General features: G+C 67.8%; 24 protein-coding genes. 8 read left to right on the plus strand and 16 right to left on the minus strand.

Annotated elements, in window-relative coordinates; translation table 11 throughout:
• The first annotated feature begins 125 nt into the window (after positions 1-125).
• From plsB to HMPREF2886_RS26210, 3 genes are all read left to right on the plus strand, one after another.
• A complete protein-coding gene (gene plsB, locus HMPREF2886_RS26200; protein ID WP_003113856.1) occupies positions 126-2,630 on the plus strand; it encodes a glycerol-3-phosphate 1-O-acyltransferase PlsB in 2,505 nt (834 codons plus the stop codon).
• 142 nt (positions 2,631-2,772) lie between these two features.
• Complete coding sequence (locus tag HMPREF2886_RS26205; RefSeq protein ID WP_003098642.1) at positions 2,773-3,171, plus strand: YbaY family lipoprotein; 399 nt, start codon at positions 2,773-2,775, stop codon at positions 3,169-3,171.
• A gap of 136 nt (positions 3,172-3,307) precedes the next feature.
• Positions 3,308-3,988, plus strand: a complete 681-nt coding sequence (locus HMPREF2886_RS26210) for a DUF4197 domain-containing protein (RefSeq protein WP_033969774.1) — start codon at positions 3,308-3,310, stop codon at positions 3,986-3,988.
• A gap of 40 nt (positions 3,989-4,028) precedes the next feature.
• Here the strand turns inward: HMPREF2886_RS26210 and mexK are convergent, their stop codons facing one another.
• Both mexK and mexJ read right to left on the minus strand, forming a co-directional pair.
• On the minus strand, positions 4,029-7,106 hold the full coding sequence (gene mexK / locus HMPREF2886_RS26215; protein WP_070748672.1) for a multidrug efflux RND transporter permease subunit MexK: 3,078 nt from the start codon (positions 7,104-7,106) through the stop codon (positions 4,029-4,031).
• 4 nt (positions 7,107-7,110) lie between these two features.
• The gene (gene mexJ / locus HMPREF2886_RS26220; RefSeq protein ID WP_033969779.1) at positions 7,111-8,214 is read right to left on the minus strand and encodes a multidrug efflux RND transporter periplasmic adaptor subunit MexJ; all 1,104 of its coding nucleotides are present in this window, start codon (positions 8,212-8,214) and stop codon (positions 7,111-7,113) included.
• 95 nt (positions 8,215-8,309) lie between these two features.
• On the opposite strand from mexJ, the gene mexL reads away from it, so the two are divergent.
• A complete protein-coding gene (gene mexL, locus HMPREF2886_RS26225; RefSeq protein WP_033969782.1) occupies positions 8,310-8,948 on the plus strand; it encodes an efflux system transcriptional repressor MexL in 639 nt (212 codons plus the stop codon).
• Positions 8,949-8,954: 6 nt separating this feature from the next.
• Here mexL and HMPREF2886_RS26230 read toward each other — a convergent pair whose 3' ends face one another.
• The 9 genes from HMPREF2886_RS26230 to ppc all read right to left on the minus strand — a co-directional run bounded on the left by HMPREF2886_RS26230 (position 8,955) and on the right by ppc (position 18,230).
• Positions 8,955-10,232: a cytochrome P450 gene (locus HMPREF2886_RS26230; protein ID WP_033969784.1), complete on the minus strand. Its 1,278-nt coding sequence runs from the start codon at positions 10,230-10,232 to the stop codon at positions 8,955-8,957.
• Between the two features lie 28 nt (positions 10,233-10,260).
• Positions 10,261-11,046, minus strand: coding sequence for a class I SAM-dependent methyltransferase (locus HMPREF2886_RS26235; RefSeq protein ID WP_070748674.1), 786 nt, complete (start codon positions 11,044-11,046; stop codon positions 10,261-10,263).
• A gap of 55 nt (positions 11,047-11,101) precedes the next feature.
• Positions 11,102-11,794, minus strand: a complete 693-nt coding sequence (locus tag HMPREF2886_RS26240; protein WP_039027556.1) for an extensin-like domain-containing protein — start codon at positions 11,792-11,794, stop codon at positions 11,102-11,104.
• Between the two features lie 4 nt (positions 11,795-11,798).
• On the minus strand, positions 11,799-12,623 hold the full coding sequence (locus HMPREF2886_RS26245) for an isocitrate lyase/PEP mutase family protein (protein WP_033969789.1): 825 nt from the start codon (positions 12,621-12,623) through the stop codon (positions 11,799-11,801).
• Between the two features lie 72 nt (positions 12,624-12,695).
• Positions 12,696-13,562 (minus strand): DUF72 domain-containing protein, encoded by an 867-nt coding sequence (locus HMPREF2886_RS26250; RefSeq protein ID WP_033969790.1) that lies wholly within the window; start codon positions 13,560-13,562, stop codon positions 12,696-12,698.
• An 18-nt stretch (positions 13,563-13,580) separates the two neighbouring features.
• The gene (locus tag HMPREF2886_RS26255) at positions 13,581-13,928 is read right to left on the minus strand and encodes a hypothetical protein (protein ID WP_039027555.1); all 348 of its coding nucleotides are present in this window, start codon (positions 13,926-13,928) and stop codon (positions 13,581-13,583) included.
• 73 nt (positions 13,929-14,001) lie between these two features.
• Positions 14,002-14,682: a tRNA (adenosine(37)-N6)-threonylcarbamoyltransferase complex dimerization subunit type 1 TsaB gene (tsaB, locus tag HMPREF2886_RS26260; RefSeq protein ID WP_033969794.1), complete on the minus strand. Its 681-nt coding sequence runs from the start codon at positions 14,680-14,682 to the stop codon at positions 14,002-14,004.
• A 103-nt stretch (positions 14,683-14,785) separates the two neighbouring features.
• The gene (gene adk / locus HMPREF2886_RS26265; protein WP_012074669.1) at positions 14,786-15,433 is read right to left on the minus strand and encodes an adenylate kinase; all 648 of its coding nucleotides are present in this window, start codon (positions 15,431-15,433) and stop codon (positions 14,786-14,788) included.
• A 160-nt stretch (positions 15,434-15,593) separates the two neighbouring features.
• Positions 15,594-18,230 (minus strand): phosphoenolpyruvate carboxylase, encoded by a 2,637-nt coding sequence (ppc, locus tag HMPREF2886_RS26270; RefSeq protein ID WP_033969797.1) that lies wholly within the window; start codon positions 18,228-18,230, stop codon positions 15,594-15,596.
• Positions 18,231-18,437: 207 nt separating this feature from the next.
• Here ppc and HMPREF2886_RS26275 point away from each other — a divergent pair, with 207 nt between their 5' ends.
• Positions 18,438-18,782, plus strand: coding sequence for a hypothetical protein (locus HMPREF2886_RS26275; protein WP_003092488.1), 345 nt, complete (start codon positions 18,438-18,440; stop codon positions 18,780-18,782).
• An 8-nt stretch (positions 18,783-18,790) separates the two neighbouring features.
• Here the strand turns inward: HMPREF2886_RS26275 and cadR are convergent, their stop codons facing one another.
• Positions 18,791-19,261, minus strand: coding sequence for a Cd(II)/Pb(II)-responsive transcriptional regulator (cadR, locus tag HMPREF2886_RS26280; protein WP_039027553.1), 471 nt, complete (start codon positions 19,259-19,261; stop codon positions 18,791-18,793).
• A 113-nt stretch (positions 19,262-19,374) separates the two neighbouring features.
• Between cadR and HMPREF2886_RS26285 the strand changes: the two genes are divergently transcribed.
• From HMPREF2886_RS26285 to HMPREF2886_RS26295, 3 genes are all read left to right on the plus strand, one after another.
• On the plus strand, positions 19,375-21,615 hold the full coding sequence (locus HMPREF2886_RS26285; protein ID WP_070748676.1) for a heavy metal translocating P-type ATPase: 2,241 nt from the start codon (positions 19,375-19,377) through the stop codon (positions 21,613-21,615).
• Between the two features lie 379 nt (positions 21,616-21,994).
• The gene (locus HMPREF2886_RS26290; protein WP_003092495.1) at positions 21,995-22,399 is read left to right on the plus strand and encodes a DUF4398 domain-containing protein; all 405 of its coding nucleotides are present in this window, start codon (positions 21,995-21,997) and stop codon (positions 22,397-22,399) included.
• A 48-nt stretch (positions 22,400-22,447) separates the two neighbouring features.
• Positions 22,448-23,233, plus strand: coding sequence for a lipotoxin F family OmpA-related lipoprotein LptF (locus HMPREF2886_RS26295; protein WP_033886253.1), 786 nt, complete (start codon positions 22,448-22,450; stop codon positions 23,231-23,233).
• A 75-nt stretch (positions 23,234-23,308) separates the two neighbouring features.
• Here the strand turns inward: HMPREF2886_RS26295 and HMPREF2886_RS26300 are convergent, their stop codons facing one another.
• The 4 genes from HMPREF2886_RS26300 to HMPREF2886_RS26315 are packed head-to-tail and all read right to left on the minus strand — an operon-like array spanning position 23,309 to position 25,795.
• Positions 23,309-23,830, minus strand: coding sequence for an O-acetyl-ADP-ribose deacetylase (locus tag HMPREF2886_RS26300; protein WP_033998944.1), 522 nt, complete (start codon positions 23,828-23,830; stop codon positions 23,309-23,311).
• Positions 23,827-24,150: a PA3694 family proteiin gene (locus HMPREF2886_RS26305; RefSeq protein WP_003092509.1), complete on the minus strand. Its 324-nt coding sequence runs from the start codon at positions 24,148-24,150 to the stop codon at positions 23,827-23,829. Before HMPREF2886_RS26305 ends, HMPREF2886_RS26300 begins: the two co-directional genes overlap by 4 nt.
• Positions 24,147-25,052 (minus strand): alpha/beta hydrolase, encoded by a 906-nt coding sequence (locus HMPREF2886_RS26310; RefSeq protein ID WP_033969803.1) that lies wholly within the window; start codon positions 25,050-25,052, stop codon positions 24,147-24,149. Before HMPREF2886_RS26310 ends, HMPREF2886_RS26305 begins: the two co-directional genes overlap by 4 nt.
• The gene (locus HMPREF2886_RS26315) at positions 25,049-25,795 is read right to left on the minus strand and encodes a TIGR00266 family protein (protein ID WP_033969805.1); all 747 of its coding nucleotides are present in this window, start codon (positions 25,793-25,795) and stop codon (positions 25,049-25,051) included. The genes HMPREF2886_RS26310 and HMPREF2886_RS26315 overlap by 4 nt, the downstream gene beginning before the upstream one ends.
• Positions 25,796-25,855 lie beyond the last annotated feature (60 nt).

The following is a 25,855-nucleotide window of genomic DNA, read 5'->3' on the forward strand; positions in this document are numbered from 1 at the left end:
ATTCGCAACCTGTTCGCCGCCGTTCGCCGTAGGACGCGTTGCGTTCTTTTGCGGCCCTCCGGGGATTGCGGCAAACTAGCCGCGCCCGTCACGCCGGGTCCCGATCAACTGCCAGTAGACACCGTATGCCCCGCTACCCTTTCCGCCGCTTTGGTTTTGGCGCCCTGCGCCGCCTGCTGTACCTCTGGGTACGCTCGGAAACCATCAACCAATCGGCCTTCACCCTGAAGATCGACCGCAGCAAGCCGGTGCTCTACGTGCTGCAACAGCCTTCGGTCAGCGATCTCGCGGTGGTGGATACCGAATGCCGCAAGGCCGGGCTGCCGCGTCCGGTGATGCCGGTAGCGGTAGGCGACGCCATCGAGCCGGCGGCGTTCTTCTACCTGACGCCCGAACCCGACTGGCTCGGCCGCCAGGATAAGCGCGGCGCCTCGCCGACCCTGGTGCGCATGCTCGCCGCGGTCGGCCAGAACGGTCTCGACGACGCACAGATCATTCCGGTCAGTGTGTTCTGGGGACAATCGCCGGACAGCGAATCGAGCCCCTGGAAGCTGCTGTTCGCCGACAACTGGGCGGTCACCGGGCGCCTGCGCAAGCTGGCGCGCATCCTCATCCTCGGACGCAAGACCCGCGTGCAGTTCTCCGCGCCGATCCACCTGCGCGAACTGGTGGAACAGGGCAAGGGCCACGAACGCACGCTGCGCATGGTCAACCGTATCCTCCGGGTGCACTTCCGCAACCTGAAGACCGCGGTGATCGGTCCCGACCTGTCGCACCGCCGCAACCTGGTCAAGGGCCTGCTGCGCGCGCCGCTGGTACGCCAGGCGATCAGCGAGGAATGCGAGAGCGAACGGATATCCCAGGAAAAGGCCGAAGGCATCGCACTGCGCTACGCCAATGAAATCGCCTCGGACTTCTCCTATCCGGTGATCCGCTTCCTCGAAGTCATCCTCAGCTGGTTCTGGAACAAGCTGTACGAAGGCGTCAAGGTCAACCATATCGAACGGGTGCAGGACGTGGCCCAGGGCAACGAGATCGTCTACGTGCCCTGCCACCGCAGCCACATCGACTACCTGCTGCTGTCCTACCTGTTGTTCCGCAACGGCCTGACCCCGCCGCACATCGCCGCCGGGATCAACCTGAACATGCCGGTGATCGGCTCGATCCTGCGCCGCGGGGGGGCCTTCTTCATGCGCCGCAGCTTCAAGGGCAACCAGCTCTACACCGCAGTGTTCAACGAATACCTGCATACCCTGTTCTCCCGCGGTTTCTCCACCGAGTACTTCGTCGAGGGCGGCCGTTCGCGCACCGGGCGCATGCTCCACCCTCGCACCGGGATGCTCGCCATCACCCTGCGCAGCTTCCTCCGAGACTCGCGCCGGCCGATCGTCTTCGTGCCGGTCTACATCGGTTATGAGCGCGTGCTGGAAGGCCGCACCTACCTCGGCGAACTGCGCGGCGCGACCAAGAAGAAGGAGTCGATCTTCGACCTGTTCAAGGTGGTCGGTGCCCTGAAGCAGCGTTTCGGCCAGGTCTGGGTGAACTTCGGCGAGCCGATCCATCTCGACCAGTTCCTCGACCGCCACCAGCCGGACTGGCAGGACCAGGACCTCGGCCCGGAATACCGCCCCGACTGGCTGCCGCAGACCACCAACCTGCTGGCCAAGGACGTCGCCCGCCACCTCAACGACGCGGCGGCGATCAACCCGGTCAACCTGGTCGCCCTGGCGCTGCTCTCCACCAGCCGCCAGGCCCTCGACGAAAGCGCCCTGGCGCGAATCCTCGACCTCTACCTGGCGTTGCTGCGCAAGGTGCCCTACTCGCCCAGCGCGACCCTGCCGGATGGCGACGGCCAGGCCCTGATCGAGTACGTGAAGAGCATGAACCTGCTGGCCGAGCAGAAGGACGCGCTGGGCCGCATCCTCTATCTCGACGAACAGAACGCGGTGCTGGCGACCTACTACCGCAACAACGTCCTCCACGTCTTCGCCCTGCCGGCGCTGATCGCCAGCTTCTTCCAGAGCAACTCGCGGATCAGCCGCGAACAGTTGCTGCGCTTCGCCCGCGCGCTCTATCCCTACCTGCAGGCGGAACTGTTCATCCGCTGGAGCCTGGACGAACTCGACGCGGTGATCGACCAGTGGCTGGCGGCCCTGGTGGAACAGGACCTGCTGCGCCAGGAGAACGACACCTTCATCCGCCCGGCGCCAAGCTCGCGGCAATACGTGCTGCTGATCCTCCTCGCTCGTTCGGTGACCCAGACCCTGCAGCGCTTCTACATGGCCATCGCCCTGCTGCTCAACGCCGGGCAGAACGCCCTGACCGCCGAGGAACTGGAGAACCTCTGCACCGTGATGGCCCAGCGCCTGTCGATCCTGCATGGCCTGAACGCCCCGGAGTTCTTCGACAAGAGCCTGTTCCGCCACTTCATCCAGACCCTTCTCGACCTGCGTGTGCTGCGCAAGGACGAGGCCGGCAAACTGAGCTACCACGAACTGCTCGGCGAACTGGCCGAAGGCGCCGCCAAGCGCGTGCTGCCGGCGGAGATCCGCCTGTCGATCCGCCAGGTGGCGCTGGAGCGTCCCGCCGAGGAAGCCGCCGCCGAAAGCAACGACGCAGCCGCCAACTGAGACCCGGCGCCCGCCCCGCGAGGGACGGGCGCCGCTCCGCTGAAATATCCTGCGACCTTTCCCTGTTCCGGCCCGGCAACCTATGCTGGTTTCCCGGGTCAGAGGCCCGCTCGTTTTTTGTTCCGTCTGAAAGGAGGCTCCCATGAAAAAACTGCCATTGCTGCTCGCCGCCAGCATCCTCGCCGGCTGCGGTACCCAGCAATCGACTTCGAACGCCAGCTTCGATGGTGAGGTCTTCTACCGCGAGCGTATCGCCCTGCCGCCCTCGGCGCGCCTGAGCGTGAGCCTGGAAGACGTGTCCCTGGCCGACGCCCCCTCGGTGCAACTGGCCAGCCAGACCCGCGAGATCACCAGCCAGGTGCCGCTGGCGTTCCACCTGGAGTACGACCCGAAGCAGGTCAAGCCGGGCCACAGCTATGCAGTGAGCGCGCGCATCGAGCTGAACGGCCAGTTGCTGTTCATCAACACCACCCGCCACTCGGTGAAACTCGACGGCAGCGACCCGCAGCCCTATCGCGTGCAGGTCGAATCGGCGCGCTGAAGCACGCAGCGGCAAGCCGCCGGTGCGAACCGGCGGTTCCCTCCAGTACACTCCACCTCCTATTCGCAACCGGTTGCCGATCCACCTCACGACGAGCGGCCGGATACCCCGTACGTTCCACATCAAGGACGCTGTCATGTTCCGACTCACTGCCCTCTGCGCCGGCCTGCTGCTCTCGGCCAACGCTCTCGCCCTGTCCCTCGCCGACCTGTCGCAGAACGACGCCTCCAGCGGCCTGAAGGACGCCCTGACCCAGGGCGCGCAGATTGCCATCCGCCAGCTTGGCCAGCCGGGCGGCTTCAACAACAACCCGGACGTGCGCATCGAACTGCCCGGCAAGCTGGGCAAGGCGGCGAAGCTGATGAAGCAGTTCGGCATGGGCGCCCAGGTCGACCAGCTCGAGGCGAGCATGAACCGCGCCGCCGAGGCCGCCGTGCCGCAGGCCCAGGGCCTGCTGGTGGAGGCGGTGAAGAAGATGACCGTGACCGACGCCAAGGGCATCCTCAAGGGCGGCGACGACGCCGCCACCGAATACCTGGACAAGTCCAGCCGCGAACAGCTGCGCGCGAAGTTCCTGCCGATCGTCAAGCAGGCCACCGACGAGGTCGGCCTGGTCAAGCAGTACAACGCCTTCGCCAGCCAGGCGGCGACCCTTGGGGTGGTCGATGCGAAGAGCGCCAACGTCGAGGGTTATGTCACCGAACAGGCCCTCGACGGGCTCTTCGAGATGATCGCCAGGCAGGAGAAGAGCATCCGCCAGAACCCGGCGGCGGCCGCCACCGGCCTGGCCAAGAAGGTCTTCGGCGCAGCCAGGTGAGTCGACGGCCGGGGCGCGTTCGCCCCGGCCCCTTCTCCCGTCAGGCCGGCGCCTCGTCCTTCTTCACGCGGAACCAGGCGGCATAGAGCGCCGGCAGGAACAGCAGGGTGAGCACGGTGGCGACGATCAGCCCGCCCATGATCGCCACCGCCATCGGTCCGAAGAACACGCTGCGCGACAGCGGGATCATCGCCAGCACCGCCGCCAGCGCGGTCAGCACGATGGGCCGGAAACGCCGCACGGTAGCCTCGATGATGGCGTGCCAGCGATCCAGTCCATGGCTGATGTCCTGTTCGATCTGGTCCACCAGGATCACCGAGTTGCGCATGATCATGCCGGCCAGGGCGATGGTCCCGAGCATCGCCACGAAGCCGAACGGCTGGCGGAACAGCAGCAGGAACAGGGTCACGCCGATCAGGCCCAGCGGTGCGGTGAGGAATACCATCGCCATCCGCGAGAAGCTGCGCAACTGCACCATCAGCAGGCTCAACACCACCACGATGAACAGCGGCACGCCGGCGTTCACCGAACTCTGGCCCTTCGCCGCGTCCTCTACCGTGCCGCCCACCTCCAGCAGGTAGCCGTCCGGCAGCTCGGCGCGGATCGGTTCCAGGGTCGGGGCGATCTGCGCGACCAGGGTCGCCGGCAGCGAATCGTCGTAGATATCGGCGCGCACGGTGACCGTCGGCAGGCGGTTGCGGTGCCAGATGATGCCCTCTTCGAAACCGTATTCGAGCGTGGCGATCTGCGACAGCGCCACGCTCCGACCATTCTCGGTCGGCACCGCCAGGCTCGGCAGCAGCGACAGGTCGCGACGCTCCTGCTCGGTGCCGCGCAGGAGGATCTCGATCAGCTCGTTGTCTTCGCGGAAGAAGCTCACGTGCGAACCGGTCAGCGCGCTCTGCAGGAACTGCGACAGGCTGGCGGTGCTCACCCCCAGGGCACGGGCGCGCTCCTGGTCGATGCTCAGGTACACCACCTTGCTCGGCTCTTCCCAATCCAGGTGCACATTCACCACGTGCGGGTTCTCGCGCATCTTGTCGGCGACCTTGCGCGCCAGTTCGCGAACCTGCGGGATGTCCTCGCCGGAAACCCGGAACTGCACCGGATAGCCCACCGGCGGCCCGTTCTCCAGGCGACTGATGCGGCTGCGCAGGTGCGGGAAGTCCTCGTTCATCCGCTCGATCAGCCACTTGCGCAGCGCCTCGCGCCTCTCCAGGTCCTTGGCCAGCACCACCACCTGGGCGAAGCTGGCCGCCGGCAACTGCTGGTCCAGCGGCAGGTAGAAGCGTGGCGAGCCGGTTCCCACGTAGGCCACGTAGTTGTCGATGCCCTCATGCCCCTGCAGCATCTTCTCCAGGCGCTGGACTTCCTCGCTGGTCGAGCGCAGCGAAGCGCCTTCGGCCAGCTTGATATCCAGTAGCAGCTCCAGGCGCGCCGATGGCGGGAAGAACTGCTGCGGCACCAGGCGGAACAGCAGCAGCGCGCCGGCGAAGGCGGCGAGGGTCAGGACGATCACCGTCTTGCGGTAGCGAACGCACCACTCCACCAGGCGCCGGAAGCGCTGGTAGAAGGCCGTTGCATAGGGATCGTAGCCATCGGCGCTGCCGCCGTGCTTCTGCGCGTACAGCCTGGCCAGGTCCGGCAGCAGCCTGGCCCCCAGGTAGGGAACGAAGACCACCGCGGCGAACCAGGAGACCACCAGAGCGATGGTCACCACCTGGAACAGCGAGCGGGTGTATTCGCCGGTGCCGGACTGCGCGGTGGCGATCGGCAGGAAGCCGGCGGCGGTGATCAGGGTGCCGGTGAGCATCGGGAAGGCAGTACTGGTCCAGGCGAAGCTGGCCGCCTTGAGACGGTCGTAGCCCTGCTCCATCTTCACCGCCATCATCTCCACCGCGATGATCGCGTCGTCCACCAGCAATCCCAGCGCCAGCACCAGGGCGCCGAGGGAAATCTTGTGCAGGCCGATGCCGAAGTAATGCATGGCGGCGAAGGTCATCGCCAGCACCAGCGGGATCGACAGCGCCACCACCAGGCCGGTGCGCAGGCCGAGGGAGAAGAAGCTCACCAGCAGGACGATCACCAGCGCCTCGGCCAGTACCCGGATGAACTCGCCGACCCCGGTACGTACCGCCGCCGGCTGGTCGGACACCTTGCGCAGTTCCAGTCCGGCCGGCAGCGACTGCTGCAGGCGGGCGAACTCGGCTTCCAGGGCCTTGCCCAGCACCAGGATGTCGCCGCCCGGCTTCATCGAGACCGCCAGGCCGATGGCGTCCTCGCCCATGAAGCGCATGCGCGGCGCCGGCGGATCGTTGAAGCCGCGGCGAACCTCGGCCACGTCGCCGATGCGGAAAGTGCGGTCGCCGACGCGGATGGGGAAGTCGCGGATCTCCTCCACCGAATCGAAACGCCCGGAAACGCGCAATTGCACGCGGTCGCTGGCGGTCTCGAAGAACCCGGAGGAGGCCACCGCGTTCTGTTCCTCCAGCGCCTTCTGCACCGCCGCCAGGGGCAGGCCGAGGGTGGCCAGCTTGGTGTTGGACAGGTCGATCCAGATCTTCTCGTCCTGCAGGCCGATCAGTTCGACCTTGCCGACGTTCCTGATCCGCTGCAATTGCAGTTGCAGGCGGTCGGCATAGTCCTTCATCACCGCATAGTCGAAGCCCTTGCCGGTGAGCGCATAGATGTTGCCGTAGGTGGTGCCGAACTCGTCGTTGAAGAACGGGCCCTGGATGCTTTGCGGCAAGGTGGCGCGAATGTCGCTGATCTTCTTGCGGATCTGGTACCAGAGTTCGGGGATCTCGCTGGAATGGATGTCCTCGCGGGCCATGAAGGTCACCTGCGAGACGCCGGGGCGGGAGAAGGACACGATGCGATCGTAGTCGCCGGTTTCCATCAGCTTCTTCTCGATACGCTCGGTGACCTGCCGGGCCACCTCTTCGGCGCTGGCACCCGGCCAGTTGGTCTGCACCACCATGGCCTTGAAGGTGAACGGCGGGTCTTCGCTCTGCCCCAGCTTGCTGTAGGACAGCGCGCCAACCGCGCCAAGCAGGAGCATCAGGTACAGGACGATCTGGCGATTCTGCAACGCCCAGGCGGAAAGGTTGAAGGACATGCGACTACTCCTTGGCCGCCAGTTTCACCGTGCGGTTGGCCCGGTCGATCGGACGCACCTGCTGCCCTTCGCGAAGCACCTGGACCCCGGTGGCCACCACCCAGTCGCCAGCCTTCAGGCCTTCGAGCACCGGCACCCGGTCCTCGGCATAGGGACCGGTGCGCACCGGCTGCCGGCGCAGGGTCGAGCTGCCCGGTTCGACCACCCAGACGAATGCCTGGCCGGCCTCTGCGGTCAGCGCCGACAAGGGAACCGATAACGGCACCGCCTCGGCGGCGGCGACGTAGACCCGCGCGCTCTGGCCCAGTTCGGCCGGAGTCGCGCGGTCGTCGAAGGCCACCCGGGCGGCGAAGGTACGCGATTGCGGATCGGCCGCGGGCGAGAGCTCGCGGATATGCCCGGCGAAGCGTCTGTCGCGTTGCGACCAGAGTTCGACCGACACCGGCTGGCCGATGCGGAAACGTTCGAAGCTGTGTTCCGGCAGGCCGATCAGCACCTCGCGCTCGCCGTCGGCGGCCAGGCTGAAGACCGTCTGCCCGGCCGCCACCACCTGGCCCACCTCGACGCGCCGGCTGGCGATCACACCATCCTGGGGCGAGCGCAGCACGGCGTAGCCGGCCTGGTTGTCGGCGACGTTGAATTCGGCGCGGATCTGCTTCAACCGCGCCTCGCCGGCGCGGTAGCTGTTCTGGATGTTCTCGAACTGGGAATGGCTGACCAGGTTGCGGTCGAGCAAGGTGCGGTAGCGCCGGTACTCGGCGCGCACGGTCTGCAGGTTGGCCTCGGCGGCACTGACCTGGGCCCGCGCCGCCTCCAGTTGCAGGCGCACGTCCTGGGGATCGAGTTCGGCCAGGGGCTGGTCCTTCTTCACCCGCTCGCCGACTTCCACCAGCCGGCGGATGACCTTGCCGCCGATGCGGAAGGCCAGCTCCGGCTCGTGGCGGGCGCGGATCTCGCCGGGAAAGGCCTGGCTCACCTCCCCCGCCGGCTGGGGCTGGACGACGATCGCCGGACGCGCCGCGGCTGGCGGCGGCGTGCCGTTGCCGCAGGCGGAGAGGAACAGGGAGGAAAGCAGGGACAGGGCGACGAGCGGGATATGGCGGTACATGTGACACCTTCCGCAAACTGCGTTCGAGTTCTTATACTGGGCGGTATAGTAAAAATACAGAACCCATCAGTCCAGTATTTCAATTGTATAAGCGCATGTCAGAACCCACCTCCTCCGTCGGTCCCGGCCGGCCCAAGGACCCGGCCAAACGGGAAGCCATTCTCGAGGCGGCCAAGCGCCTGTTCCTCTGCAACGGCTACGACGGCAGCAGCATGGAAGCCATCGCCTCGGAAGCCGGCGTTTCCAAGCTCACCGTCTACAGCCACTTCACCGACAAGGAAACCCTGTTCAGCGAAGCGGTGAAGGCCAAGTGCGCCGAGCAGCTTCCCGCCCTGTACTTCCAGCTGGCCGAAGGCGCGCCGCTGGAAAAGGTCCTGCTGAATATCGCCCGCGGCTTCCACCGGCTGATCAACAGCCACGAGGCGATCGCCCTGACCCGCCTGATGGCCGCACAGGCCGGACAGAATCCCAAGCTCTCCGAGCTGTTCTTCGAGGCCGGGCCAAAGCAGGTGATCGACGAGATGGAGCGCCTCCTCGAGCAGGCACGCCGCAGCGGCAAGCTGGCGTTCCCGGACGCGCGCCACGCCGCCGAACACTTCTTCATGCTGGTCAAGGGCTGCGCCAATTACCGTCTGTTGATCGGCTGCGCCGAACCGCTGGACGAGGCCGAGGGCGAGCGGCACGTGGAAGAAGTGGTGGCGCTGTTCCTGCGCGCCTTCGCCGTAGGCGGCTGAGGCGGCTCAGGCGCGACGGCGGAAACGCACCCGCGCTCGCTGCGGACGCAGGGAAAACCAGCCGCGCGGCGCCAGGTCGCCGTCGTGCATGATGTCCCAGTGCTCGACCCAGTAGGCCAGCGCCGCCGCCAGGTCGATCATCGCCATCGCGGTGCCGGGGCAGGCGCGGTCGCCGAGGCCGAAGGGAAAGTAGGCGCCGCGCGGCCAGCGCGCCGGTTCGAGGAAGCGCTCGGGACGGAAGTCCAGCGGCGCCTCGAACCACCGGGGATCGCGCTGGGTGATCCAGCTCGAGACCATGGTCACGTCGCCGCGCTTCAGCCGCTGGCCGAACACCTCGATGTCCGCCGTCACCTGCCGCGGCGCCAGGCCGTAGGCCGGCGGGTACAGGCGCAGGCACTCCTGCAGCACCGCCCTGAGCAGCGCGCAATCGCGCAGGTCGGCGACCGAGCGGATCGCCGTCCAATTCACTCCCGCCAGCTCGGCGCGTAGCCGCGCGAGCAACTCGGGACGCTGGGCCAGCAGCAACAGGCTCCAGGTCAGGGTCACGCCGGTGGACTGGTGGGACGCCATGAGCAGGGTGCAGAGTTCATCGCGCAGGTCCGCCAGCGGCCGCGGCGAGCGCTCCGCCACCTCGCCCACCGCCTCGCGCAACTGGCCCAGCGCCCAGCGCTTGCGCGGGCACAGTTTGCTCGGGAACCAGTGGCCCAGCGGCAGGCCGGTGCTCATTTCCAGCAACGCCACCCGCGACAGCAGGCGCACCGCCTTGGCGATCCGATAGGCCGACGGTTGCAGGTCGACGTCGAACAGCGCGTGACCGCTGAGGGTGACGCTGAACGCAGCCATTTCCAGGTCGAGGTCGTATTCGCGCCCCTCCTCCACCCGCTCGCCCCACTGCGCTGCCAGGCGGCGAACCTCGCTGGCCGGCGGCGGCGCCAGGTGCGGCCGTACCTCCTTGCGCCGGGCCTGGGCGGGGGCGCCCTCGCGCATCATGAAGCTGCGCCCGTTCCACTGTTTCAGCATGCACAGCGCCGGCTGCCAGCGTTGCAGGTCATCACGGCGATCGACCATCAGCTCCTGCACCGCCTGCGGATGAAACAGGCACCAGAGACGCTGCGGGCCCATGCGGGCGACCGCGAGGTCCGGCTGCGCGACGTGCATCTTCTGCAACCAGGCCAGCGGATCGCGCTGCATCTCCAGCCAGTGGCGGGCGCCGGCACGCCCGTCGTTAGCCCAGGGCAGGTGCGCCAGGCGCCGGCGAATCGGACAATCGATGGTCTGCTGCATGCTCGCCGCCTCCCTGCGGGGTCGACACTCAGCCCTTGCCCAGGGCCTTCTTCGGGTAGATGTCGTAGCGGCTGGACTTGCCTTCCAGGCTATAGCCGGGCTTGGGCCCTTCGATGATCGGCGCCTTGCGCGGGCGCTTCACCACCACCCGATGGCTGGCCAGGGCCAGGGCCGCCTGCAACAGCGCCGGGGCGTCGAGATCGTCGCCCACCAGCGGCCGGAACAGACGCATTTCCTTCTTCACCAATGCGCTCTTGTCGCGATGGGGAAACATCGGGTCGAGGTAGACCACCTGCGGCGCCTCGCCATCCCAGGCGCGCATCAGGTCCGCCGAGTTGCCGCCGAGCAGACGCATCCGCGCGGCGATCGGCGCCACATCGGGATCGCGCCGGGCGCGCTCCAGGCCATCCTCGAGCAGGGCGGCGATCAGCGGCTGGCGCTCGACCAGGGTCACCTCGGAGCCCAGGCTGGCGAGGACGAACCCGTCCCGGCCCAGACCGGCCGTGGCATCCAGGACACGCGGACGGATGCCCGGCTGGACGCCGACCGCCTTGGCGATCATCTGTCCGCTGCCGCCGCCGAACTTGCGCCGATGGGCGCTGGCGCCCTCGACGAAATCGACCCGCACCGGACCGGGGGAGTCCGCCCCCAGTTGCAAGACCTGCAAGCCCTGCTCGCCGACCTGCACGGCGAACTCCGCCTCGTCGTCCGCCGCCAGCGGCAGGCCGAGCCGCTCCGCCCAGCGCCGCGCAGCCTCGGCGCAATCGGCGGACAGGGCTTGGACATGCAGGCGAGGAGCGGCGGAATCGGTCATGGTCGGGCAATCGTCGGGGAAAGCGCGGATTTTGCCAGAGTTGGCCCGCGCGCGCTCAACGGCAGACCTTCCATAGGCCCATGTCGAGGTGAAAGTGATCCCGGTGGGCGGCGTTGTAGTCGGGCCCCAGCACCGCATTGAAACTGGCGCAGGCGCCGTCCCGCACGCGGCGCAGGAAGCGCCCGTCGGCGCTCGCGCCGGCCCAGTCCGTGGCCAGGCGGATCCGCTTCCCGTCGGCCAGGCGGAAGCCGCTGATGTCCAGGGCATTGGCCGAAGCATGCTGGCTGCGCCGGCCGTTCTCGCGGTTGTAGACGTTGCGGCAGGCGAAGCTGCCGACATGCTCGACCCGCGCCAGCGGCTGGCCATAGATGTCCAGGGCTGCCGGTTGCAGCACGTGGCGCTCGAACAACGCATAGCTCACCGCCAGCGGGCAACTGGCGAGGAAGCTGCTGCTCAACTCCAATGCCGCCCCCCGCACGCGCAGGCTGTTGCTCAACGGGCAGGTAGCCGATGGCGGGTCGTCGGCGACCCGCTGGTAGCGCAGTTGCGAGGTGGCCAGGGCGGCATCGCAGAGGCTCCGGTCGTCGGCCAGCCGCCATAGCTTGTAGCGGGTCAACAGGTTCGGCGGTTCGCGCACGTCCAGCGGCAGCCAGGGATTCCAGCGCGCCGGCAGATCGAGCCACTGGTAGCGTAGGGTGCCGGCGCTCCCCGCCAGCAGCAACGGCAGCAACCAGGCCAGGCGGCGCACGGGTTCAGCGGAACAGATCGTTGATGCGGTCGAAAGGCATCGCCGCGCGGGTCGCTTCCAGGTCGCGCCGCGCCAGCGCCTGCGCCGCCTCATGGAAAGCGCCGAAGGCGACCCGGGCAAGATTCGAGCCCAGGCTCACGCGCTTGACGCCGAGGGCTTCCAGCTCGTCCAGCGACAGCTCCAGGCGCGGCGAACCAACCAGCACGTTGACCGGCTTCGGTGCCACCGCTTCGAGCACCGCGACGATCTGTTCGCGGCGGTTCAAACCGGGCGCGTAGAGCACATCGGCGCCAGCATCGGCGTAGGCGCGCAGACGCCGCAGGGTATCGTCGAGATCCTCGCGACCATGCAGGAAGTTCTCCGCGCGGGCGCAGAGGGTGAACGGGAATGGCAACGCACGGGCCGCCTCGACCGCGGCAGCGACCCGCTCCAGCGCGGCGGAGAACTCATAGATGGGTTGTCCGGCGCGCCCGCTGGCATCCTCGATGGAACCACCGACCAGGCCGGCCTCGGCGGCCAGGCGGATGGTCGTGGCGCAGTCTTGCGGAGCATCGCCGTAGCCGTTCTCCAGATCGGCGGCGACCGGCAGACCGGTGGCGGCGACGATCGCCCGGGCGTTTTCCAGCGCCTCGGTCCGGCTCACCGCGCCTTCCGCATCGCGCCGGCCCAGGGAGAACGCCAGGCCGGCGCTGGTGGTGGCAAGGGCGTCGAAGCCGAGGCTGGCGAGCATCTTCGCCGAACCGGCATCCCAGGGATTGGGCAGGACCAGCATGCCGGGCCCCTGGTGCAGGTCGCGGAAACGTTCGGCGCGTTGGCGTTGGCTGGTCATGGCGGCGGGCTCCGTGGCGGGGAAAGGACTCCCTAGCCTAGGCGCAGGCCGGCGGAGCGTCGAGCACCGCGCTCAGAGCAGGCCCAGTTGCTCCACTTCCGGGGCCGGGATCGGCTCGGGTAGCGCCGGCAAGCCTGGCAGGCGCTGACCCAGCAGGGCATGGAAACGCTGGGCCTGCTGGGCCGCCAGGTGATTGTCGGGGGTATGCAGGAAGACGTATGGAGTCAGGCCGGCCTCGATCCAGTCGGCCACCTTGTCGACCCAGGGCAAAAGGAACACCTCGTTGGCCGGCAGCTCGGGGCCGCCGATGAAACGCACCTGCGGCGTATCGCTGAAGGCCGCCGGACGGATCGGCAGGCGCGGCTTCTTCGACTGGGCGTGGAGCACCGCCGGATCGTCCGAACGGCAACTGAACAGCGCCCGCGAATCCAGGCAGATGCGCTCCACGCCACGCTCGCGCAGGTGGCGGTTGAGCAGGCGCTCGTCCTCGCCTTTGTCGAAGAACGCCGGGTGGCGTACTTCCACGGCAATCCGTCGCGGACTCAGCTCATCGAGGAAATACAGCAGTTCGCCCAGGCGCTGCGGGGTGAACGCCGCCGACAGTTGCAGCCACAGCGGGCTGACCCTTTCGCCAAGCGGCGCCAGCAGTTCGAGGAAGTCGCCGGCGGCCTCGAGCCGTTCGCGCAGGTCGCCTTCGTGACTGATATCGCGGGGAAACTTGGCGCAGAAGCGGAACCCCGCCGGCATCGTCTCGGCCCAACGCTGCACGGTTTCCGCCGAAGGCCGGGCATAGAAGGTGGTATTGCCCTCGACCGCGTTGAAGATGCCGCCGTAGTGTCCGAGGTAGTCGGCGGAACGCAATTCGCGCGGATAGAAGCTGCCGCGCCAGGCCGCCTCGTTCCAGGATGGACAACCGAGGAAATAAGGAAGGGAAACCACGGGAGCGCGGGGAGCCGCTCAGGCGTAGAGGTCGAGGCCGAGGACATCCTCGGCGCCGGCGTCGATGTTGAGGCTGGCGGTGGAGTTGTAGCTGGCCAGGGCCATCGCCGCATGGCTGCTTACCGGGCGCTGGAACGCCAGCAGGTCGCGGGCGCTGACCGGCAGGCTCTCGCCGCCCGCCGAACTGGCCTGGACCTTGCGCGCCTGCGGTGCCTGCTCGAAGCCCTGGCTGCCGGAAACCGGCGCCGGCTGCTCACGCCGCGCCTCGACCTCGCGCTGCACGTCGCGATACGGCGTGACCGCGGAGCCCGGTCGGGCGCTGCGCTCCAGCGGCAACGAAGAGGAAGAAAGTCCGTCGATACGCATGATCAAGACCCAGGGAAGTCTCCACACTCTAGCCAGCCCCGAAAGGCTTGGCAATTACCGCTGCGCGGCATTTTCAGGGCGCCTTTTTCGGCGTCGCCACGTTGTCGCGCAGGTACACCGGCAGCGCCTGTTCCGCCTCCACGCCTTCCCCGCGCGCCCAGGCGAAGCCGGCCAGGCTGAGCAAGTCCTCGGCATGCGGCAGCAGGCTCGCGTCCAGCGCGGCCGGGCGCTGCGGCATGCGCTCGACGTAGCCCCAGCCGGTGCCGGCGCCGAACCAGTCCGCGGCAGCGGCGTCCCACGGTACGGCGACCCGCTCGGGCGGCAGTACCGCTTCGCTGCCGGCCAGGCGCATCTCGCCCTGTTGCAACTGGTAGCAACCCCAGTAGACCTCGTCCATCCGCGCGTCGATGGCCGCGGCGACCCGCTCCGCGCCCTGCTCGCGGTAGGCACGCTGGGCCAGGATCGCCAGGTCGGAGATCGCCAGTACCGGGCGCTGCAGGGCGAAGGCCAGGCCCTGGACCACGCCGATGGCGATGCGCACGCCGGTGAAGGCGCCCGGACCGCGCCCGAAGGCGATGGCGTCCACCGCGGACAGGGCGACGCCGGCCTCGTCGAGCAGGTCGCGGACCATCGGCAGCAGGCGCTGCGCATGCAGGCGCGGGATCACCTCGTAGTGACTGAGCGCCCGCCCCTCGTGGAGCAGGGCGACGGAGCAGGCTTCGGTGGAGGTATCCAGGGCCAACAGAGTGGACATCGACGGTTCCGCGTGGTGAAAAAGACGCCGATTGTACCAGCCTTCGTCGCCCCGGAAACGCCGACGGCCCGCAAGCGGGCCGTCGGTGCTACAGCGCTGCGGATCAGCTCAGGGCCGAAAGCACTTTCGCGGTGATCTGCTCGACCGAGCCGACGCCGGCGATGCTGTGGTATTTCGGGGTGCCTTCGGCGGCCGACAGCTTCTGGTAGAAGTCGACCAGCGGCTTGGTCTGCGAATGGTAGACCGACAGGCGGTGACGCACGGTCTCTTCCTTGTCGTCCTCGCGCTGGATCAGGTCTTCGCCGGTAACGTCGTCCTTGCCGGCGACCTTCGGCGGGTTGTGCTCGGTGTGGTACACGCGACCGGAGGCCGGATGCACGCGACGACCGGCGATACGCGACACGATCTCCTCGTCGTCGACGGCGATCTCGACCACGTGGTCGATGGTCACGCCGGCGTCCTTCAGTGCTTCGGCCTGCGGGATGGTCCGCGGGAAACCGTCGAACAGGAAGCCCTTGGCGCAATCGGCCTCGGTGATGCGTTCCTTGATCAGGGCGATGATGATGTCGTCGGATACCAGGCCGCCGCTGTCCATCACGCCTTTCACCTGCTGACCGAGCGGGCTGCCGGCCTTGACCGCGGCGCGCAGCATGTCGCCGGTGGAGATCTGCGGAATGCCGAACTTCTCGGTGATGAACCGTGCCTGGGTGCCTTTGCCGGCACCGGGTGCCCCGAGCAGAATCACACGCATCGATATGCTCCTTAGAATTGGTAAGCGAAAATCTGGATCCGCCTCGTGGGGCCAATCTCGTATTTGCAGGAAACGGCACTGTATGGCGCCGAAAAGGCTGTCCAAGATACACAGCGCCCCCCCACCGCACAAGACACCGAAAGTTGGCCCCCGCCCTCCCTCATCCGGTGTTGCGCAGTCCGGCGGCGACCCCCGCGACCGTCACCAGCAGCGCCTGCTCCAGGCCGCCGCAGGCGTCGCCCCGGCAGCGCCGCGAACGGGCCAGGAGCTCAGCCTGGAGCAGGTGCAGCGGGTCTAGATAGCTGTTGCGCACGCTGATCGACTCGCGGGTCTCGCTGGCGTGGGCGAGCAGCAGCGACTGCCCGGTCAGTCCCAGCACCACGCGCACCGCCTGCGACAATAGGTCGCGTAAACGACGCCCCAGCGGACGCAGCTCGAGCGGCACTAGACGTTCGTCGTAGAGCCGCGCGATATCCGCGTCGGCCTTGGCCAGGACCATTTCCAGCATGTCGATGCGGGTGGTGAAGAACGGCCAGCGCTCGCGCATCTGCCCGAGCAGCGCGCCCTCGCCACGCTCGATGGCGTTCAGCAAGGCGGTCTCCCAGCCAAGCCATGCCGGCAGCATCAGGCGCGTCTGGGTCCAGGCGAAGATCCAGGGAATCGCCCGCAGGCTCTCCACCCCGCCTTCGCGGCGCTTGGCCGGGCGGCTGCCCAGCGGCAGGCGACCCAGTTCCTGCTCGGGCGTGGCCAGGCGGAAATACTCGACGAATTGCGGATCGTCGCGCACCACCCTGCGGTAGGCCAGCAGCGCGTCCTTCGCCAGGCGGTCCATCTGCGCGCGCCAGGCCGGCTCCGGAGCCGGCGGCGGCATCAGGGTCGCTTCCAGCACCGCGGCGAGGTAGAGATTGAGGTTCTGTTCGGCGATGTCCGGCAAGCCGAACTTGAAGCGGATCATCTCGCCCTGTTCGGTGACCCGGAAGCGCCCGGCCACCGAACCCGGCGGCTGCGACAGGATCGCCGCGTGGGCCGGCCCGCCGCCGCGACCGACGGTACCGCCGCGGCCGTGGAAGAGCAGCAACTCGACCTCGTGCTGGCGGCAGATCTCCACCAGTTTCTCCTGCGCCCGGTACTGCGCCCAGGCCGCCGTGAGAGTGCCGGCGTCCTTGGCCGAATCGGAGTAGCCGATCATCACTTCCTGCACCCCGGAGAGCCGCGAACGGTAGCCCGGCAGCGTCAGCAGGCGCTCCATGCAGGGGCCGGCGTTGTCCAGGTCGTCGAGGGTCTCGAACAGCGGCACCACGCGCATCGGCCAATCGACTCCGCTCTCCTTGAGCAGCAGTTGCACCGCCAGCACGTCGGACGGCTGGCCGGCCATAGAGATCACGTAGGAACCCAGCGACGCCGGTGGCGCGGCGGCGATCGCCCGGCAGGTGGCGAGCACTTCGGCGGTCTCCGCCGAAGGCTGGTAGTGCGCCGGCAGCAGGGGGCGGCGGCTGTTCAGTTCCTCGAGAAGGAATTCCAGGCGGGTCTTTTCGTCCCACTCGTCGTAGCTGCCCAGCTCCAGGTACTCGGTGATCTCGCTCAGTGCGGCGGCATGGCGGGCCGAGTCCTGGCGCACGTCCAGGCGTACCAGGAACAGGCCGAAGGTGGCGGCACGGCGCAGGCAGTCGAGCAACGCGCCGTCGGCGATCACGCCCATGCCGCAGGCGTGCAGCGACTCGTGGCACAGTTGCAGCGGCTCGACCAGGTCGTGGTTGTGCTCAAGGACGCCCTCCGTGGCCGGCACCTCGCCGGCCAGGGCCTGGTGGGTCCAGTTGCGGGTCACGCGCAGGCGCTCGCGCAACTGCTTGAGCAGGGCGCGATAGGGCTCGGCGCTATCGCCGACCCGCGCCAGCAGCTGCGGCGAGGCCTGCTGCATGGACAGCTCGGCGGCCAGTCGGTCGATATCGCGCAGGTAGAGGTCGGCGGCCATCCAGCGCGCCAGCAGCAGGACCTCGCGAGTCACGCTGGCGGTGACGTTGGGATTGCCGTCGCGGTCGCCCCCCATCCAGGACGCGAAGCGCAGCGGCGCGGCGGTCAGCGGCAGGCGTTCGCCGGTGCTGCGCAGGAGTACCTCGTCGACGTGCCGAAGGACGTTCGGCAAGGCCTGCCAGAGAGAATGCTCGATCACCGCGAAGCCCCATTTCGCCTCGTCCACGGGGGTCGGCCGGACCTTGCGGATCTCGTCGGTATGCCAGGCCTCGGCCACCAGCCGCTGCAGGCGCTGCTGGATGCGACTGCGCTCCTCCGGCAGCAGGTCGGCATGGTCCTTGGCCGCCAGTTGCGCGGTGATCGCATCGTATTTCTGGATCAGCGTGCGCCGCGCCACCTCGGTGGGATGGGCGGTCAGCACCAGTTCGATCTCCAGCCCGGCGAGTTGGCGAGCCAGTTGACCGGGGGCATGCCCGGCGTCCTTGAGACGCCCCAGCAGCTCTTCCAGCACCAGGTTCTCGAAGGGTTCCGGCTCGTTCGGCCGGCGCCGGCGGATACGGTGGTATTGCTCGGCGATATTGGCCAGGTTGAGGAACTGGTTGAAGGCCCGCGCCACCGGCAGCAGTTCGTCTTCCTCGAGCCCGTCGAGGGTGGCGGTGAGCTGCTGGGCGCCCTCCGCGGAACCGCGGCGGGCAGCCTTGGCGCCCTTGCGGATCAGCTCGATCTTGTCGAGGAATCGCGGGCCGTACTGCTCGCGGATGGTGTCGCCGAGCAATTCGCCCAGTTGGTGGACGTCCTCGCGCAGGCGCGCATCGATTTCCGGCATGACCTGTCTCCACTGCGGGTGGGAAAACAGCTTGGCCCAGGCGCCCCCGCGCTTACAAGCCCGCAGGGTGCCAGTACGGCGCCGCCGGGCCGGAAACGAGGCTACCGGCGCCGATCGGGTCTAGGCTGAAGGAAGTGCCCGCACCGGGGCACGTCCCCACGAGGGCACCCCCAGCACGCCCGCCACGACCGGGCTGAAGAGGTCAGCATGAAGATCCGTGAGCTTGTCCGCCATTGGGAACACACCGCCAAGGGCCGCATGGCCCGCAACCACTACAGCATCCCGCTGGACGTCGAAAGCGCCGCGCGCCTCGCCGCGCTGCACGAGATGTATCCGCGGCGCAGCGTCGAGGAACTACTGGGCGAGCTGGTCGGCGCCGCCCTGGAGGAACTGGAGGCGAGCTTCCCCTACGTGAAAGGGAGTCAGGTGGTGGCCACCGACGAACAGGGCGATCCGCTCTATGAAGATGTCGGCCCTACCCCACGCTTCCTGTCGCTCTCGCGCAAGTACCTGCACGAACTGGTCGCGCAACAGGACACCTCCAGTCACTGAGCGCGGCTTCAGCCATGCCGGCGGTGCACGCCGGGAACGTGCATGTGCCCGGCCTCGGCGCATTCCTCGGGGATAGGCGACAGCGGCGCGGGCTGCTCCAGTTCGCGGAGGATGCCGCAGGCCTGGCTGTTGCCGGCGACCGTGCAGCGCGAACCGAGATCCCGCAGTTGCTCGCGCAATGCCTGGAGTTCGGCGATGCGCACCTCGACGTGATGCAGGTGCTCGTCGATCAGCCGGTTGGCGGTGCCGCAATCCGCCTCGGGACGGTCGCGCAACGCCAGCAGGGTACGGATTTCCTCCTGGGTCATGTCCAGCGAGCGGCAGTGACGGATGAACGACAGGCGCTCGACATGCGCCAGGGTGTATTGCCGATAGTTGCCTTCGCTACGCGTGGGCTCGGGCAACAGTCCTTCGCGCTCGTAGTAGCGGATGGTCTCCACCGGGCAACCGGTTCTTTTCGCCAGTTCACCGATCTTCATGCCAACCCTCCTCCAATCGCCGACGCGGCTACCCGAATTGGCAGTGCCGCTTGACTCTGTAGTTGCTACAGGGTGTGCAATCGCACCCAACACGTCAAACGGGAATTGTTTCCATGAGCCACGAACACGCCGACACTTGCTGTCACGGTCACGGTCACGGTCACGGTCACGGTCACGGACATGATCATGGGCACCGCCACGCGCCTCGCCCGGCGGTGGCCGCCATCGGAACCCTGGCCGGCAACGCCGAGTTGCGCTGGAGCGACCTGCGCATCGAAGCGATGGACTGCCCGACCGAGGAACGCCTGATCCGCGACGCCCTCGGTCGCCAGCCGGCAGTGGAGTCGCTGGAATTCAACCTGATGCAGCGCCTGCTGCGCGTCCAGCATCGCTTCGACAGCGTCGAGCCGCTGCAGAAGCTGATCGCCGGCCTCGGCATGCAGGCGGTGCCGCTGGATGCCGGCGAAAATACCGACGGCCCCTCGCAAGCGCCGGCGAAGCCCTGGTGGCCGCTGGCCCTGGCCGGCGCGATGGCGCTGGCCTCGGAGATCGTCGAATGGTTCGGCCTGGCGCCGGACTGGGTGGTCGCCGGCCTCGCCCTGCTGGCCATCCTCGGCGCCGGCCTGCCGACCTACCGCAAGGGCTGGATCGCCCTGAAGAACCGTAACCTGAACATCAACGCCCTGATGAGTATCGCCGTGACCGGCGCCGTGCTCATCGGCCAGTGGCCGGAAGCGGCGATGGTCAGCGTGCTGTTCGCCATCGCCGAGTTGATCGAGGCGAAGTCCCTGGATCGCGCGCGCAACGCCATCCGCGGCCTGCTGCAACTGGCTCCGGAACAGGCCACCGTGCTGGTCGGCGGCGAATGGAAGGAACTGCCGGCCAAGCAAGTGGAACTGGAAGCCACCGTGCGCGTGAAGCCCGGCGAACGCATCGCCCTCGACGGCGAGGTGACCAGCGGCCGCTCCAGCGTCAACCAGGCGCCGATCACCGGCGAAAGCCTGCCGGTGGAGAAGGAGGTCGGCGAGCCGGTGTTCGCCGGCAGCATCAACGGCGAGGGCGCGCTGGAGTACCGCGTCACCCGTCGCGCCGACGACAGCACCCTGGCACGGATCATCCACGCCGTGGAGGAAGCCCAGGGTTCCCGCGCACCGACCCAGCGTTTCGTCGACAGTTTCGCCCGCGTCTACACCCCGGTGGTATTCCTCATCGCCCTCGCCACCGCGGTGCTGCCGCCGCTGCTGTTCGGCGGCGCCTGGCTGGACTGGATCTACCGCGCCCTGGTGCTGCTGGTGATCGCTTGCCCCTGCGCGCTGGTGATCTCCACCCCGGTGACCATCGTCAGCGGCCTTTCCGCCGCGGCGCGCCTGGGCATCCTGATCAAGGGCGGGGTGTTCCTCGAACTCGGTCGCAAGCTGTCCTGGGTCGCCCTCGACAAGACCGGCACCATCACCCATGGCAAACCGCAACAGACCGATTACCTGCCGATCGCGGAGGCTGACGGGACGGATGCGCGCCTGCTCGCCGCCAGCCTGGCCGCGCGTTCCGACCATCCGGTATCGCGCGCCGTGGCCAACGCAGCGGAAGAAGACGGCCTTGCCCTGGGCGTGGTCGAGGATCTCGCCGCCCTGCCGGGACGAGGCGTCAGCGGACGCATCGACGGCGTCCTCTACCACCTCGGCAACCATCGCCTGGTGGAGGAACTGGGCCTCTGCTCGCCGGCCCTGGAAGAGCGCCTGGACGCCCTGGAGCGCCAGGGCAAGACGGTCATCGCGCTGTGCGATCCGCAGCGCGTGCGGGCCCTCTTCGCCGTCGCCGACGGGGTCAAGGACAGCAGCCGCGAGGCGATCCGCGAGCTGCACGCGCTGGACGTGAAGACCCTGATGCTCACCGGCGACAACCCGCACACCGCAGCCGCCATCGCTGCCCAGGTAGGCATCGACGCAGCTCGCGGCAACCTCCTGCCGGAGGACAAGCTGCGTGAAGTGGAAGCGCGCCAGGCCGACGGCTCGCGGGTCGGCATGGTCGGCGACGGGATCAACGACGCGCCGGCCCTGGCCCGCGCCGACATCGGCTTCGCCATGGGCGCGGCGGGCACCGACACGGCCATCGAGACCGCCGGCGTCGCGCTGATGGACGACGACTTGCGCAAGTTGCCGCAATTCGTCCGGCTGTCGCGCACCACCCACGCGATCCTGATCCAGAACATCAGCCTGGCCCTGGGCATCAAGGCGGTGTTCCTCGCCCTGACCCTGGCCGGCGAAGGCACCCTGTGGATGGCGGTATTCGCCGACATGGGCGCCAGCCTGCTGGTGGTGTTCAACGGTCTGCGACTGTTGCGCAAGCGTTTCTGAAAGGCCCCACTGGCCTCCTCCAGCCCCACTCAGGTGGGGCTTTTTTCTGCCCGAGCGTTCCGTCCTGGAGCGCTGCGGCAGTTGTGCGTTTCGTGGACTAGAGCCCCGTAGGACGGGCTTTAGCGACGAGAGATGGCATTCTGCGACCACGCCGGAAGCCGACTGTTCAGTCAGAAAATTTCAGATTTTTTTTTGAACCCCTGAACGAGCGGGTGAGTCACTAAAAGTACATGGCCAATCGCCAAGCCCCTGAAACAGAGGCCTGGCAGAGGCTTGCTCAGTGAGCAGGAAGAAAAGACCGGAGGGCCGGAAACCCGCCCACGGTAATGGCCAGAGATGAAAGCCAAGGAATCAGCATCCCTGTCAGAGGAAATTTCCCATGGAGCAAAAAGCGATGAGCAAGCAACACACCGGTTCCCTGCGTGGCCTCAAGCTGGCCCTGCTGGCCGTAGGCAGCAGCCTGGTCCTGGCCGGCTGCGCCGGCAACCCGCCGACCGAGCAGTTCGCCGTGACCGAGTCCGCGGTGAACAACGCGGTGAGCGCCGGCGGCCCGGAATATGCCCCGGTCGAGATGAAGTCCGCCCAGGACAAGCTGAGCCAGGCGCGTATCGCCATGAACGACAAGGAATACGACCAGGCCAAGCGCCTGGCGCAGCAGGCCGAGTGGGACGCCCGGGTCGCCGAGCGCAAGACCCAGGCCGCCAAGGCGCAGAAAGCCGTGAAGGATGCCCAGCAGGGCGTCATGGAACTGCGTGAGGAAGGCATGCGCGATACGCAGCACTAAGCCGGATTCCGCCCTTCTTTCGTCGATTCGTGATTAAGGATGACCCCTATGCGTAAGTACATTGCCCCCCCCGCCGTATCCCTGCTGGCCTTGGCGCTGGCCGCCTGCTCCACGCCGCCGAACGCCAACCTGGAACAGGCCCGCAGCAACTTCTCCGCGCTGCAGTCGCAGCCCGACGCGACCAAGGTCGCGGCCCTGGAAACCAAGGACGCCGGCGACTGGCTGGCCAAGGCCGACAAGGCCTATCAGGATGGCGAAGACCAGCGCGACGTGGACCAACTGGCCTACCTGACCAACCAGCGCATCGAACTGGCCAAGCAGACCATCGTCCTGCGCAATGCCGAGGCGCAGTTGCAGAACGCCTCCGCCCAGCGCGCCCAGGCCCGCCTCGACGCGCGCACCGCGCAACTGGACAAGCTGCGTAGCCAGCTGAATGCCAAGCAGACCTCGCGCGGCACCATGGTGACCTTCGGCGACGTGCTGTTCGATCTCGACAAGTCCGACCTGAAGCCCGGCGCCATGCGCAATATCCAGCAGTTGGCCGAGTTCCTCCAGCAGAACCCGGAGCGCCAGGTGATCGTAGAGGGCTACACCGATAGCACCGGTTCCGCCAACTACAACCAGCGCCTGTCCGAACGTCGTGCCGACTCGGTGCGCATGGCCCTGCTCAGCCGCGGCATCAGCCCGGAACGCGTGGCGACCCGTGGCTACGGCAAGGAATATCCGGTCGCCAGCAACGGCACCAGCTCCGGCCGTGCCATGAACCGTCGGGTGGAAGTCACCATTTCCAACGATGCCAAGCCGGTCGCGCCACGCTCCTCCGTCAGCGGCTGACAAGCCCTACGGAAGCCCAAAAGCCCCGCCATCCGGCGGGGCTTTTTCATGGGCGGGGCCGCAGCTCTCCAGGTATCAGCGGGCCACAGGCCGCTCGCCGAGCAAGCGCTGGTAGCGCTCGGCCATCGAGCTATCGAAGGCAACCAGGACGATTTCCTCCAGGCTGCTGTGCGCCGGGCGTTGCCGGCAGACCTCTTCGACGGCGATGGCCGCGGCCTGCTCCAAGGGATAGCCGTAGATGCCGCAGCTGATGGCGGGGAACGCGACGCTGGCCGCCCCGGCCTGCTCGGCCAGCGCCAGGCTGCGCCGGTAGCAGTTGGCCAGCAGCTCCGCTTCGCCGTTGTCGCCGCCGCGCCAGACCGGGCCGACGGTGTGGATCACGTGGGCCGCCGGCAGACGGAACCCGCGGGTGATCTTCGCCTCGCCGGTCTTGCAGCCGTGCAGCAGGCGGCAGGCCGCCACCAGTTCGGCACCGGCGGCACGGTGGATGGCGCCGTCGACCCCGCCCCCGCCGAGCAGCGAGGAATTCGCCGCGTTGACGATGGCATCCACCGCAAGACGGGTGATGTCTCCCTGCCAGACGCGGACCTCGGTCATTTCACTTCCTGCGGGACTTCCTGTCCGGCGCAGCGCACGGCGTGCTTCCTGTTGTCCACCAGCACGCCGGAAAGGCCCTTCTGCTCGGTGTCGAACAGCACCAGGACGCCATCGATGCACTGCGCGACCTGCTTGGCCGGCTCCAGGGACAGCTTCACATCTTCGCCGGGCAGGCTCTTCAGCATGGTGAAGTCGGCCAGCAACAGGGCGTCCTGCGGCTTGGCGAAATGCAGGTAGCCGTAGTACCAGAGCACGCCGACGGTGACGAAGATGGTACCGATGCCGGTCAGGATGCAGGGGAGTACGTTACGGTCGCTCATGGATTGCCTTCGGGTTGCGCGGATTCGCGGTTCGGGATTTCGGCCAGCCGGCGCAGGCCGGTGAAGCCATGGGGATCGTCGAGGAAGCGCAACATCACTTCCTGCCAGGTCGCTTCGGAGAAGGTCTGCACGTGGCCGCCCCGGGTCAGTTGCAGGACCTTCGGCGGCCGCGCCTGGCGGTACAGGGCGATGCCGTTCTCGAGGGGCACAATGGTATCGTCGATGCTGTGAAAGAACAGCATGGGTGCGCCAGAAAGCCGCGCCACCGAATGGATGGCGCTGTCGTCGTCGGGCACCAGCCAGGACAGCGGCACCTGCAGCGGCCAGGTCAGCCAGGAGCCGTCCAGCATGTGCCGGGCGATGCCACGGTAGCTCGCCGGCACCCCGTCGAACACCAGCGCCTTGAACTGGCCCTGGCGCTGCGGATGCTCGACCAGGTAGTGGATCGCCAGCGCGCCGCCGAGACTCTGCCCCAGCAGCACGCGCTCGGTGCCCTTCACCTCCGGCGCCTGGTCGAGCCAGGCGAACGCCGCGTCGATGTCGCGATAGACCTCCGGCAGTCCCGGCTCGCCCTCCGACTGGCCGTAGCCGCGATAGTCGAGCATCAGCACCTGGTAGCCCTCGGCGGGCAGCCACCAGGTGCCGCCGAGGTGCCAGGACAGGTTGCCGCCGTTGCCGTGCAGGTAGAGTACGGTGCCTTTCACCGGCACGCCTTTCTTCGCCGGCAGCCACCAGGCGCGCAGGCGCACCCCATCGGCGGTGGTCAGGGTGACGTCGCGGTACTCCAGCCCGGCGCGCGCCGGGGTGATCTGCACCACCGGCTCGGGATAGAACAACAGCGAACTGCAGCCACCGAGGAACAGCGCGCCGAGTACCAGCAGCGGGATCAGTAGGCGTCTCATCCGTTGTTGGTCCTCACCTCTTCGCGGGCGCGAAAGGTGGCGTCGTAGATGCGCCCGGCCAGGCGCGAGAACGGCAGGCTCTGCAGCCAGACGGTGCCGCTGCCCTTGAGGGTGGTCAGCAGCAATCCTTCGCCGCCGAACAGCATGCTCTTCAGGCCGCCGGCCAGTTGCACGTCGTAGTCGATGCCATCGGTGAAAGCCACCAGGCAACCGGTGTCGACCCGCAGCGTCTCGCCATTCAACTGGCGCCGGATCAGCGTGCCGCCGGCGTGGATGAAGACCAGGCCATCGCCCTCGAGCTTCTGCAGGATGAAGCCCTCGCCGCCGAAGAAACCGGCGCCCAGGCGCTTGGCGAAGGCAATGCCGACCCGGGTGCCATAGGCTGCGCAGAGGAACGAGTCCTTCTGACAGAACAGGCGCCCGCCGACATCGTCCAGGTCCACCGCCACCACGCTGCCCGGATAGGGCGCGGCAAAGGCCACGTGCTGCTTGCCCTGGCCTTCGTTGGTGAAGTGGGTCATGAACACCGACTCGCCACTGAGCTTGCGCTTGCCGGCGCTCCACAGCTTGCCCAGCAGGCTGCCGTCGGAGCCGTCGCCCATCCGCGCGGTGAAGCGGATGTCGCCAGTCATGTAGTTCATCGCCCCGGCCTCGGCAATCACGGTTTCCCCGGGATCGAGTTCGATCTCCACGGTCTGCATGGATTCGCCGAGGATACGGTAGTCGAGTTCGTGGCTGGCCATCGCCGTTCTCCTTGCTTGCCGGTCGACCGCCCGCGCGCACCGGGATGGACCGGCACGGCG

This window comes from Pseudomonas sp. HMSC066A08, assembly GCF_001813025.1.
GTDB lineage: Bacteria > Pseudomonadota > Gammaproteobacteria > Pseudomonadales > Pseudomonadaceae > Pseudomonas > Pseudomonas aeruginosa.